This is a genomic window from Sphingomonas sanguinis (assembly GCF_001476905.1).
Classification (GTDB): domain Bacteria; phylum Pseudomonadota; class Alphaproteobacteria; order Sphingomonadales; family Sphingomonadaceae; genus Sphingomonas; species Sphingomonas sanguinis_B.
In genome coordinates this window covers 1-12,353 of the sequence record NZ_LDTE01000008.1, presented here as the reverse complement: position 1 = coordinate 12,353, position 12,353 = coordinate 1, and the positions used below count along the sequence as shown (strand labels likewise).

General features: G+C 66.3%; 10 protein-coding genes. 4 read left to right on the top strand and 6 right to left on the bottom strand.

The genetic code is table 11. The annotated features are described in order from the left end of the window. The first annotated feature begins 20 nt into the window (after window positions 1–20). A complete protein-coding gene (locus SB4_RS01865; protein ID WP_058751189.1) occupies window positions 21–1,244 on the top strand; it encodes a threonine synthase in 1,224 nt (407 codons plus the stop codon). A gap of 310 nt (window positions 1,245–1,554) precedes the next feature. Here the strand turns inward: SB4_RS01865 and SB4_RS01860 are convergent, their stop codons facing one another. The 4 genes from SB4_RS01860 to SB4_RS01845 form a co-directional block, all read right to left on the bottom strand. Beyond that, window positions 1,555–2,805, bottom strand: coding sequence for an arsenic transporter (locus SB4_RS01860; RefSeq protein ID WP_206597978.1), 1,251 nt, complete (start codon window positions 2,803–2,805; stop codon window positions 1,555–1,557). Further along, window positions 2,802–3,908 (bottom strand): metallophosphoesterase family protein, encoded by a 1,107-nt coding sequence (locus tag SB4_RS01855; protein WP_058751187.1) that lies wholly within the window; start codon window positions 3,906–3,908, stop codon window positions 2,802–2,804. The genes SB4_RS01860 and SB4_RS01855 overlap by 4 nt, the downstream gene beginning before the upstream one ends. Continuing rightward, window positions 3,905–5,191 (bottom strand): MFS transporter, encoded by a 1,287-nt coding sequence (locus SB4_RS01850; RefSeq protein WP_058751186.1) that lies wholly within the window; start codon window positions 5,189–5,191, stop codon window positions 3,905–3,907. The genes SB4_RS01855 and SB4_RS01850 overlap by 4 nt, the downstream gene beginning before the upstream one ends. A gap of 190 nt (window positions 5,192–5,381) precedes the next feature. After that, on the bottom strand, window positions 5,382–6,647 hold the full coding sequence (locus SB4_RS01845) for an MFS transporter (protein WP_058751185.1): 1,266 nt from the start codon (window positions 6,645–6,647) through the stop codon (window positions 5,382–5,384). A 251-nt stretch (window positions 6,648–6,898) separates the two neighbouring features. On the opposite strand from SB4_RS01845, the gene SB4_RS01840 reads away from it, so the two are divergent. Then, window positions 6,899–7,249 carry a VOC family protein gene (locus SB4_RS01840; protein ID WP_058751184.1) on the top strand — a complete coding sequence of 117 codons (351 nt, stop codon included), beginning with the start codon at window positions 6,899–6,901 and terminating at the stop codon, window positions 7,247–7,249. Between the two features lie 133 nt (window positions 7,250–7,382). Next, window positions 7,383–7,715 (top strand): hypothetical protein, encoded by a 333-nt coding sequence (locus tag SB4_RS19375; RefSeq protein ID WP_153006014.1) that lies wholly within the window; start codon window positions 7,383–7,385, stop codon window positions 7,713–7,715. Between the two features lie 63 nt (window positions 7,716–7,778). Here SB4_RS19375 and SB4_RS01835 read toward each other — a convergent pair whose 3' ends face one another. Beyond that, window positions 7,779–7,958 (bottom strand): hypothetical protein, encoded by a 180-nt coding sequence (locus SB4_RS01835; RefSeq protein ID WP_042490606.1) that lies wholly within the window; start codon window positions 7,956–7,958, stop codon window positions 7,779–7,781. A 155-nt stretch (window positions 7,959–8,113) separates the two neighbouring features. Between SB4_RS01835 and SB4_RS01830 the strand changes: the two genes are divergently transcribed. Then, the gene (locus SB4_RS01830) at window positions 8,114–10,246 is read left to right on the top strand and encodes a TonB-dependent receptor (RefSeq protein ID WP_058751183.1); all 2,133 of its coding nucleotides are present in this window, start codon (window positions 8,114–8,116) and stop codon (window positions 10,244–10,246) included. Between the two features lie 141 nt (window positions 10,247–10,387). Here the strand turns inward: SB4_RS01830 and SB4_RS01825 are convergent, their stop codons facing one another. Next, a complete protein-coding gene (locus tag SB4_RS01825; RefSeq protein WP_082669899.1) occupies window positions 10,388–12,145 on the bottom strand; it encodes an aspartyl protease family protein in 1,758 nt (585 codons plus the stop codon). Window positions 12,146–12,353 lie beyond the last annotated feature (208 nt).

Below are 12,353 nucleotides of genomic sequence, written 5' to 3'. Positions count from 1 at the left end.
TCGGTCGATAGGCTGGGGCTATGAACCGCAACCTCACCGAAGACCGCCCGACCTTCGTCACCCATCTGGAATGCTCGCTGACCGGCGAGCGCTATGAGGCGGACCAGCTTCACGGCCTGTCGCGCGCAGGCCGCCCGCTGCTGGTGCGATACGATCTGGAGGCGCTGGGCCGGGCGGTGTCGCGCGACACCATCGCCGCGCGCGAGACGGATTTGTGGCGCTGGCGCGAACTCCTCCCCGTCCGCCGCACCGACAGCATCGTCTCGCTGGGCGAGATCGAGACGCCGCTGATCGCCATTCCCCGTTCGGGCGGCGGCAATGTGCTGGTCAAGGATGAGGGGCGGCTGCCGACCGGCTCGTTCAAGGCGCGCGGGCTGGTCATGGCCGTCGCCATGGCGCGCGAGCTGGGTGTGACCCGGATCGCGATGCCGACCAACGGCAATGCGGGCGCCGCGCTGGCCGCCTATGCCGCGCGCTGCGGGATCGAGACAGTGATCCTCTGCCCGGAGGAAACGCCCGAAGTAAATGTTCGCGAGATCGCTGCCCAGGGTGCGCGCGTCTGGCGGGTCAACGGCCAGATCGACGAGTGCGGCGCGATCGTCGGGCGCGGTGCGGCGGAGGGACGCTGGTTCGACTTCTCGACGCTGAAGGAGCCGTACCGGATCGAGGGCAAGAAGACGATGGGGCTGGAACTGGCCGCGCAGCTGGGCTGGGAGTTGCCCGATGCGATCTTCTACCCGACCGGCGGCGGCACCGGCCTGATCGGTATGTGGAAGGCGTTCGACGAGATGGAACGGCTGGGCTGGATCGGATCGAAGCGCCCACGCATGTACGCGGTGCAGGCCAGCGGCTGCGCCCCCATCGTCCGCGCGTTCGAGGCGGGCGAGGAACATGCCGAACGCTGGGAGGATGCCGCGACGGTGGCGGCGGGTATCCGCGTGCCGAAGGCGGTCGGCGACTTCCTGATCCTGCGTGCGGTCCGCGAATCCGGCGGCGCGGCGCTGGCGGTCGGCGACCCGGCGATCCTGAAAGCGGTGGAGGATTGCGCCAAGAAGGACGGCCTGCTGCTCTGCCCCGAGGGCGGCGCGACGCTGGCGGCGTACCAACAGGCGGTGCGCGACAATCTGGTCGATGAGGATGAACGGGTGGTCCTGTTCAACTGCGCGACGGGGCTGAAATACCCGATGCCCGAGGCGGGGCAGTGGCTGGACAAGAACGGGGCGATCGATCTGGGGGCGCTGTAGGTTACACCCCTATATCCCCGTACTAGAAAATATTCCTATTGTCATCCAAATCGCCACCCCTGAAAAAAGTGCGGCAGCAAAAGCGATATTGAACGCCCGCCGTTTCAACGAGAAAAAGAAAACAGCCAAACCTAGTACGAGGGCAGGTATCGTTATGATTAGAGCGAATACGGCCATGTGCCATTCTCTATACCGGATAAGTGACAGGTCCGAGAACACAGGAATTTGATTTAGGGAATTCCTTAGGGCCGAACAATTCTCGTCCTGCATTTCCTTGGCTTTTCGCCAAGCCAACGGTGCACAAGGCGATTCACCCGATCGCCAACCGAATCCCGAGCGCCGCCAGCAAGGCAAGCGGCATCGCCACCGCGCCCACCTTCAGGAAGGCGAGGAAACTGACATCCTCCCCCTCGCGCCGGATCGCCTGGAGCCACAGGATCGTCGCCAGCGAACCCGTCACCGACAGGTTCGGGCCGAGATCGACACCGATCAGCAGCGCATCGGTGACGATCTGCGGCGGATGCGCCTGCGCGATGGCGCTGCTGGCAACGAGGCCAGCGGGCAGATTGTTCATCGCGTTGCTGACGAACGCCAGCGTCGTGCCCGACACCGCCGCCGCCCGCGTCGGATCGGCCAACATGCCGCGAAGCCCCCGCGCCACCCAGGCGATCACGCCCGTCCGGTCGAGCGCTTCGACCAGCACGAACAGCCCGGCGACCAGCGGCAACACGCCCCAGCTGACCGACTTGGCCAGCGTCAGCGGCGAGCGTCCCGCCAGCAGCGACACGATCACCGCCGTCGCGATCCCCGCCAGCGCGGTGGGCAGGCCCAGCTCGATGTCCAGCGCCGACACGACGAGCAGCAGCAGCGCCGTCAGCCCGATCCCCAGCATCGCCAGCTTGCCGCCGGTCGACAGCGGGTCGCGCGTCACGTCACTTTCGCAGTCCCCCGCGATCCGCGCCCGCTGGGTGAAGCGCAGTACCGCGAAGGTGACGAGGATCGACGCCAGCGAGGGCAGCGCGAACGCCGCCATCCAAGCCCCCAAAGGCGGCATGTGCCCGCCATAGAGGACGAGGTTCGCCGGGTTGGAGATGGGCAGCACGAAGCTGGCCGCATTGGCGATCAGCGCACAGGCGAACAGCAAAGGCAGCGGATCGGCCTTGGCCTTCTTGGCCGCGACGAAAACGGCGGGCGTCAGCACGACGGCGGTCGCATCGTTGGACATGAAGGTCGTCACGATCACGCCCGTCGCATAGACCAGCGCGAACAGCTTCGCGCGCGACCGGCCCGCCATGTTGACGGCGGTCGCGGCGATCCAGTCGAACGCGCCATGCTCCCGCGCCGTCTCGCTCAGCAGCATCATGCCGATCAGGAACAGATAGACGTCGGTGCCCTTAGCCACCGCCTGCCCCGCCTCGCCCAGCGGCATCAGGCCGAGCACGATCAGCAGCACCGCGCCCGCCACCGCCCAGATCCATTCGGGCCAGCGCATCGGCCGTGCGATCACGCCCGCCGTCGACAGCCCCGCAATCGCCCAGGTGGCTCCATAAGCCAGCGTCACCATCCGCACCCATTCTTGTTGGGCCCGAGCCGGGCCCCGTCGATCCCGGCGATAGGCCAGGCGCCGATCGCGTGGCAATCCTCGCCGGGGGCGACGGGCAGGCGGCGCTTCGGGATCGAATGCCCGTCGCGGACCAGACAGTTGATCCGGTCATAGCCGTCACCGCAGCGGACTTCGATCGTGTTCAGCCCCGCCGCCAGCGTCACGGTCGCGCGCCACAGGCCATCCTCGCCCCGCGTCATCGGCGTATCCGTATCGCCCACCCGCGCTACCGGCGGCGTGTCCGCCCCGAACAGTCGCGCCACCACCTCGACCGCACCGGGTTGGGGCACCTGGTGCGGGTCGGTCGGGCGGGTGATGAGCCGGACATCGCCCGGCGACACGATCTGGACATGCGGCCAGGCCGCATCCAGCCGCCGAAAGCGCCAGCTGACCACCCGGTCCTGAACACAGACGATGGTGAAGCCCGGTGCGCCGCCATCCTCCTCGATCTGCGCGGTCGAACGGGTCGCGCCATAGATCACGCGGCCATCGTTCAGCAGCTCGTTATAATGCGTATGACCGGTATCGACGAAGGCGACCTCGCCGTCGATGAACTGGCGCGCGATCGTATCGCCGTCCGCCGCCAGATCGCCGGGATAGGCGTGCATGAAGACCAGCGGCACCTCGCCCGACGCCTTGGCTCGCGCCAACTCCTCGGCCAGCTTATTGCGGTGGTGCATGGTCAACCGGAAGTCGGGACCACCCGCCCCGGCCGACACCACGTCCAGGAACAGGCAGCGATGCCCGGCGATCACTTCCGTCTCGGGCCGGTTGGTCTTGGGGATCGCGGCCTCATAGTTCACCAAGTCGCCCGGCTCGAAATCATGATCGCCGGGGATGATCCGCCACGGCAGCGACAGCGGCGCGAGTGCGTCGATCATCCGGGCATATTGCTCGGGCGTGCCGTGATTGGCGTTGTCGCCGGGCACGAAGACGAAGTCCGCCTCGCCCATCTGCGCATTCACCTGCGCGACGATGGTGTTCAGCCGGTCGAGCCCCTGCCAGTCATCGGCTTCGTCCAGATGCAGGTCGCCGATATGGACCCAAGCGATACCGCTCATGCCTTGGCCTCCTCGGGCTTGGTGCCGCCGGCGCAGGCGGGACGGAGCGTACCCGCAAAGCCGATCCAAAGCCCCAGGCTTGCCACCGCGAAACCGCCGAGAATGTAGAAGGCGATGTGATAGCCCAGTTCCTGCGCCAGCCAGCCGCCGATGGCGGGCGACAGCGAAGCGCCGACGCCCTGGATCGTCATCACCGCGCCCTGCCCGACATTGACCCGGCCCGTGCCGCTGAGCAGGCAGGCGACGAGGCCCGGCACCGCCACGCTCTGAAGCCCCGCGCCGATGCCGTCGAGCGCCTGGACCGGCCACACGCCCCAATGCTCGATGAAACTGCCCGCCAGAAAGCCACGCAAGGGGAGCGCGGCGAACGAGATCAGCAGGACCAGCCAGTAACCGCGCCCTGCGGCGACCTTCATCGCCAGCAGGCTGGCGACGATCATCACCGCCTGCGCCACCATGACGGTGGTCGCGGTGAACATTGCCGCATCGCCCTTACCCGCGCCCACGACCGCCATGCCATAGAGCGGCAACATCGCACCATTGCCCAGGTGGAAGCAGGCCAGCGCCCCCGCCAGGATCAGCATCGGCTTGTTGGCGAGCAGCGCCTTGAAACCCTCGGCCTGACCGCCTTCCTGATCGTCGCCGTCTTCATCCTCCAGCCCGCGCGCGGCGCGGTGGTCGATGGCGCGCTCGGGGATCGACAGGACCGAGATGATCGCCAGCACGCCGAACGCGGCGGCCAGGAAGAAGATGGCGGGCATCCCGAATTTCCAGCCCAGATAGCCCGACAAGCCCGCGCCGACCATGTTGCCCGCATGGTTCCACGCCTGGTTCCGGCCATTCTGCGCGTTGAAGCCCTTCTGCCGCACGACGCCCAACGTCATGCCGGTCACCGCCGGGCCGATCGCCGCACCCGCAATCGCGGTCGCGACCTGGCTGAACCCGACGACCACGCCCGCCTGCGACCAGAGGATAAGGAAGGAGGCCAGCACCGTGCAGATGCCGGTGATGACCACCACCCAGCGCTTCTTGTCGGTATGATCGATGAACGCGCCCGCAGGCACCGTCATCACCATGCCCGCGACGCCGCCCAGCGTCATCACCGAGCCGATCGGCCCGGTCTGCCACCCGCGCTGTTGCAGGAAGACGCCCAGGAACGGGCCGATGCCCGCCTGCATGTCCGCCATGAAGAAATTGAGTGCCTGTAACCAGCGTGTCGCGCGGCGGCGATCCGCGGCGGCGGCCGGTTGCTGTGATCGGTCGGATAATGCTGCCGTGGCCATGAGGGTCTCCGCGCTGTGCGGGGGCCCAACCCGGAAACACTTTGAAATATCCGAGACATTGCTGATTTATATTAGAGCGATGAGGGCCGGATGACACAAACGATTGATGTTACGACAAAACTTGGGCGACCAACCGCAATCCCCCGGTCACTTCATGTCAAGAACGTCATGATCCCCGGGCGAAACTTTGTCAGCCTGGGCGAGGCAGCCTCCGCTCGACCAGCACGACGCCGATCGCCGCCAGCGCCAGACAGGCCGCCAGGAACAGCATCGGCGCGGTGTCGCTGGCGGTGCGGTCGCGGATGGCGGGGACGATCGCCTGCGCGATGAAGCCGCCCAGATTGCCGACCGAGTTGATCGCGGCGAACCCCGCCGCCGCCCGCGCCCCGGACAGAAAGCGCGGCGGCAAGGTCCAGAAGGCGGGCTGGCCCGAAAAGATCGCCGCCGCCCCCAGGCTGAGGCAGGCGAAGCGCAGCGGCACCGGCTCGACCACGACGCTCAGGACCAGCAGCACCGCCCCCGCCAGCGCCGGTCCCGCCGCATGCCAGACCGGGTTGCGGAAACGCGCAGCATGGCGCGGCACCGCCCACAGCGCCAGTGCGACCAGCGTCCAGGGGATGATGCCGAGCAGCCCGTTGACCGTATTCGACACCCCGAACCCGCGAATGATCGTCGGCAACCAATAGCTGAGCCCATAAGCCGCCAGCGGAAAGCCGATATAGACCAGACATAGCAGCAGCACGCGAGGGTCGCGCAGCACCGACAGGATGCTGCCATGCCCGCCCTCCGGCTCCCCCGCCGCCAGTTCGACCGCCAGCCAGTCCTTCTGTTCCTGCGTCAGCCACCGCGCGCTGCCGGGCTCGCGCGGCAGGGCGAACAGCACGACCGGGGCCAGTGCGATGGCGGGCACGCCGGTCGCCAGGAACACCCATTGCCAACCCGCCAGCCCCAGCGTCCCGTCCTGGTCGAGCAGCCACCCGCCGACTGCGCCGCCCACCGCATTGGCGACCGCGCTCGCCAGCATGAACAGCCCCACCGCCCGCGCGCGGTAACGCACCGGGAACCACAGCGTCAGGACATAGAGCACACCGGGAAAGAACCCCGCCTCCGCCGCGCCGAGCAGGAAGCGCAGGACGTAGAAGACCGTGGCGTTGGGCGTGAAGGCCAGCGCCACCGTCACTGCCCCCCAACTGGCGATGATCCGCGCGAACCAGCGATGCGCCCCGACCCGGTGGAGCAGAACGTTGCTGGGCACCTCGAACAGGAAATAGCCGATGAAGAACAGCGACGCGCCCAGTCCGAACGCCGCCTCGCTCAACCCCAGCGCGCCGACCATCTGCAACTTGGCATAAGAAATGTTCTGCCGGTCGATATAGGCGACCAGATAGAGCAGGCCGAGCAACGGCATCAGTCGCCACATGATCCGGCGGACGGTCGCCTGTTCCAGCGCGTTCATGCTCTCTCCTGCGTCTCTTGCCCGCCCTTTCCATCCTGGTTCGGGACGTTGCGGGAGCCGCCCTTGTCGACGGATCGCTTGCCGAAAGCCACCGCTAAAGCCGGAGAATTCCGTCAAAAAAGCATCGGATCAGGTCCCAATGGGCCACACGAAGGTCATACGCCGACGCTTCACCGCAACAGACCGGACGGGACTAGGCAGACGCCATGGCTTGCGGCACGATCGGCCCGCACTCCGAAAGGCACCGTCCGATGAACCACCATGTCGTCGCCATCGTCCCCGCCAACGACATGGACGAAAGCACCGCCTTTTATCGGCTGCTGGGGTTCGAGGTCGCGGCGGATTTCGGCCAGTATCGCATCCTGGAGGACGGGCGCGGCTGGCACCTGCATCTGAACCACATGCCCGGCTGGCCGCCCCGCGTGGAGGACAACCCCTTCGGCCTGTACCTCTATGTCGATAATGTCGATGCGGTGGCGGACAAGGTGCGCGACCGAATCATCGAACCCGGCACGCCGCACCCCAAGCCCTGGGGCACCTATGAATTCGCGGTCAGCGATCCTACCGGGGTGCTGGTGCGGATCGGGCGGGTCTTGGGGTGAGCCGGGCGTAAACGGCCATGCCAGACGGGCCTCATGGCCCCTTGGGTGACCGACTGGCAGGCAGAGACTTCATACAAGGTACAGGGGCCGCGATTATCCTCTGGTCCGAAACGACCGGAAGGACAGGCGCACCTTGAAACTGATTACGTTTATACATGCCGCAGCGGGCGTGCTCGTTTTCTCAACGCCCGCTTGGTCGGCACCTGTCCGTGCATCGGCGCAACCGGCGACGACGCATTCGTCGTTTATCCTGTGGTGCGATTGCGACACGCCGAGCAAGCGTGCGCACATCCAAAGAAAGATTGCGCAGGCCGGTGGCAAGGTCTTCTATGTGTACGAGCAGATGGGCGGTTTTGCGGTCACGGCTCCCGCCTCGATGGAAAAAAGGCTGCGCCGGATATCCGGCGTTTACGGCGTATACCCTGACCGGGTCATCAGGCTCGGCGAGCCGGGCGGACCACAATAGGTTGCCGGTCGAGCGTTCGTTCAGAAACAGGCGGCGATGTCGCGCGCCGACCGGCCCGTCCCCTCAATGCAGCTTGGCGATCGACAGCCCGTCTTCCTTCGCCCGCGCCTTCACCGACTCTTCGCTCCGGGTCAGCGCCTTGGCGATAGCCTTCAGCGCCATGCCCTTCTTGGCAAGGGTGTGAAGCTTCTGGATCTCGTCCTGGCGCCAGGGCTGGCGATGTCGTTCAAAGCGTTCGGCCATGGCCCTATATAGGCCCGTCCCGCCCCGCTGACCATGGCCGTGCGTCGATGATGCCCGGATTACAAATGCGCCATGAAGCCTGAGGTCGCTTGCCATGGCATCGCAGCGCAGCAAGATAGTCCCTTCGGGAGACGTTATATCATTTGGGGTTGTCCATGCGTTTTTATGCCCTTCTCTGCTGTGTCGCCACGTCGGCGCTGGCCGTCCCTGCCCTGGCCCAGACGCGAGGGATTCCCGCCGCCGACTCGGACCAGTCCTCGACCGGCCAGAGCAGCGATATCGTGGTGACCGCCAAGCGGCTGGACGAAGCGCGCGAGCATATCCAGCCCAGCCTGGGCGCCTCCAATTATGAAATCTCGAGCGCGACGATCAAGGCACTGCCCGGCGGCGAGAATCAGCAGTTCAACCAGATCCTGCTCCAGGCCCCCGGCATCGTGCAGGACGGCTTCGGCCAGTTCCACGTCCGCGACGACCATAACGGCCTGCAATATCGCATCAACGGCACCATCCTGCCCGAAGGGCTGGCGGTGTTCGGCCAGACGCTGTCGCCGCGCCTGGTCGACAAGGTCAACATCCTAACCGGCGCACTGCCCGCGCAGTACGGCCTGCGCACGGCGGGCGTGATCGACATCACGACCAAGAGCGGCCTGTTCGACAATGGCGGCACCGCCTCCATTTACGGCGGCAGCCACAACACCATCCAGCCCAGCCTGACCTATGGCGGCTCGTCCGGCAGCACCAATTACTTCGTGTCGGGCGACTACCGCCACAGCGGCTTGGGCATCGAGAGCGTCGATGGTCGCTCCAACCCGGTGCATGACGATACCGACCAGTATCAGGGCTTTGCCTATGTCGACCATATTCTGGACGACCAGAACCGTTTGTCCTTCGTCGGCGGCTATTCCAACCAGTGGTTCCAGATCCCCAACCCGGTCGGCCAGCAGCCGAGCGCCGGGTGGAGCGTCGGCGGCCAGACCGCCTTCCCCAGCGAAAAGCTGAACGAGACGCAGCTGGAAAAGACCGGCTTCGGCCAGATCGCCCTGCTCCACGATGCCGAGCCGCTGACTGTCCAGGCCTCGCTCTTCGCGCGCTATTCGTCGCTGCGCTATCGCCCCGATGTGCTGGGCGAGTTGCTCTATAACGGCCAGGCGCAGCAGGCCTATAAGCAGGACTTCGCGATCGGCGGACAGGTCGATGCGGTCTATCATGTCGGCACCGCCCACACGCTGCGCGGCGGTTTGCTGGTGACGCGGGACCGCTCGACCAGCGATACCAGCACCAGCGTCTTTCCGGTCGACGGCAACGGCGCGCAGACCGGCGAGCCGGTCGTGATCGTCGACAATGGCGGCAAGACCGCGACCAGCTTCAGCGCCTATCTGCAGGACGAGTGGAAGCTCGCCCCCAAGCTGACGCTGAACTACGGCGCGCGCTATGACCTGTATAACGGTTATCGGCGCGAGGGGCAGCTGTCGCCGCGCGTCAACCTGGTCTGGCAGCCGGGTGACACCTACACGCTGCACGCGGGCTATTCGCGCTATTTCGTACCGCCGCCCTTCGAGCTGGTCGGCAATACCAGCATCGCCAAGTTCGTCGGGACCAGCGCCTATCCCGCCAACCCGCTGAACGACGTGCCCTTTGCCGAGCGCCAGGATTATTTCGACGCCGGGTTCCAGGCCAAGCTCAGCCGCTACTTCACCTATGGCATCGACGCCTATTACCGCATCTCGAAGAACCTGATCGACGAGGGGCAGTTCGGCGCGCCGATCATCCTGACCCCGTTCAATTACAAACAGGGGCGGATCGGCGGCATCGAGGCCAATGTCAGCTATCAGCGTGGGCCCCTGCTCGCCTATGCCAACTTCGCCGCCGCCAAGGCGAAGGGGCGCAACATCGTCTCCAGCCAGTTCAGCTTCTCGCCCGACGACCTCGCCTATATCGCCAACCGGTACATCTATCTGGACCACGACCAGACCTTCACCGGATCGGCGGGTATCTCCTATGCGGTGGCGGAAGGAACGAAGCTGGGCGGCAGCATGATCTATGGTTCCGGCCTGCGCCGCGACGACGACGTGAACGACGTTCCCAACGGCGCCAAGCTGTCGCCCTATGCGCAATTCAACCTGACCGCGAGCCACCATCTGGCGGGGCCGAACCTCGACATCCGCTTCGATGTCATCAACGTGCTCGACCACAAATATGAAATCCGTGACGGAACCGGCGTGGGCGTCGGCGCGCCGCAATACGGGCCGCGCCGCGGGTTCTTCGTCGGCGTGTCGAAGGCCTTCTGACGAATCCACTCCTCCCCGGCACGGGGAGGGGGACCATCCGCAGGATGGTGGAGGGGGGCTTCCCCAAGGACAGACCTGTGGGGAAGCCGCCCTCCGTCAGCGCTGTGTGCTGCCACCTCCCCGCGAGCGGGGAGAATCGCTTCACCCGATCCCGTATTTCCTGATCTTGTCCGGCAACCGCTTGTCCAGCGCGGTCGCCAGCGCGCGGTCGTGCGCGGCTTCGGTCGTCTGGCCGAGATGCTCCTCGGCCAGCGAACGGCCGTAGAGCGCCCAGGGCCGCCTGGGATCGATCGCCAGCGCGGCGTTGAAGTCGACGAGCGCGGCGCGGTCGTCCTTCTGGCGCAGATGGAGGAAGGCGCGGCTGTCGAGGAAGCTGGGGTTGGTCGGCACCGCATGGACGGCCGCGTTGCAGTCGCCCATCGCCTTGTCCAGATCCTTGCCCGCCAGCATCCGCGACCAGCATCGCCCGTTCTGCGCGGTGCTGCGCGCCGCGTCGTCGCGGTGCGCGGACATCCACCCGTCATATTGCCCGATCGCCTGGTCGAATGCGTCCGCCCCCGAATAGAGCTGCGCCATCTGGAGCCGCGCGGCGTCCTCGTGCGGCAACTGGCCGTTCAGCAGGTCGAGATCGGCGATCGTCCCCGCCGGATTGCCCGCCCGCAGCCGCAGCTCGGCACGGATCAACCGCGCGCGCGTGTCGACGGGATCGAGGGTCAGCGTGGTGTTGAGATCGTCGATCGCCAGCACCGGCCGCCGCTGCTGCAGATAGGCAAGCGCACGCTCACGGGGATAGCGCGGCTCCTGGGGCGCCATCTGGATCGCCTTGGTGAAGTCGTCGATCGCATGCGGCAGGTCATGCTGGGTCACGTACATCGCACCGCGACGGCTATACCCCTCGGCATCCGTCGGTGCGGCGGCATCCGCGCCGTTCTGCGCGATGACGGCGGCGGTCGCGTCGGCATGGGCGACCGCGTTGAACAGCCGCCCGCCCGTATAGGTGAAATAGATGCGGTGCTGGAGGTTGGAGACATAGAGGCGATGCGACACGAAAAAGTCCGCACCCAGCAACATGTCGGTGTCGAGCATGCCCAGATCGGCGAAGTGGAGGCGCACATTGTGCAGTTCCTCATTGCCGATCTTGAGCAGCTTGAATTTCGCGGTCCAGCCCTGGACGACGCGGCGGCCCATGCCGCTTTCCCATCCCGCCGCCTCGACCCCGGGACCGCCCGGATGCACGCCCGCCCGCGCCGCGCCGCGAAGGCTGAGCACCGTCTGCGGCGCGCCGGTGTCGAAGGTCGCGTTCAGCTTCGCCTCGTCCAGCTCGACCGTGCCGACCGTATGGTTGTGCGCGGCCTCCTTCGTCTCGATGGGAATTTCGAAAAAGGGCTGACCCTTGGTCCAATAGGCCATAGCCGCGCGGCCGCAGCCCATCGGCTTGAACAGGCGAACCATGCCGCCGGGCAGGTCATATTCGACATCAGCCAAGCCCAGCACATTCTGGCCGATCAACCCGCTCTGGCCGATATCGCTGCCCGCGACCGTGAACTGGACATTGGGTATGTCGAGCCCGGCCAGGGAGAAATGTCGGACGGTGGCCACCGTCGCATCGGTGCCGCCGCCGATCCCACCCAGCCGCATGCCGTTCGGCAAAGGCTGTTGCGGCAGGGCGAACTCATGCGCGACGGCGGGCCAGATATTGCTGAAAAAGGCGCCGCTATCGAGGATGAAGGGCGCCGGCCTGCCGTTGATCCGCGTGTCGACGACCGCGCGCATGCCCTGCATCGTGACCGGGATCGCCGCCATCTGGCCAACCTTGCACGATGTCTCGGCCCATACGGGTGTCGCCACCCCGGTCATCAGGCCAGCCCAGAACGCCGCCTTGCCCCACATCCCGATCATCCGCGCCACCATCCCCATGCCAGCTTGCGGACACGAGCCTATCAGCAGCGGGAACCGGCGAAGATGACGGCGGCCTTACATTCGCGAAATCTGCGCATGAAGGCGTTTCCTCCCCTGCAAGGGGAGGTGGCGGGGCGCAGCCCTGACGGAGGGGTGTCACGGCCAGCGGGGACACCCCTCCACCATCCTGCGGATGGTCCCCCTCCCC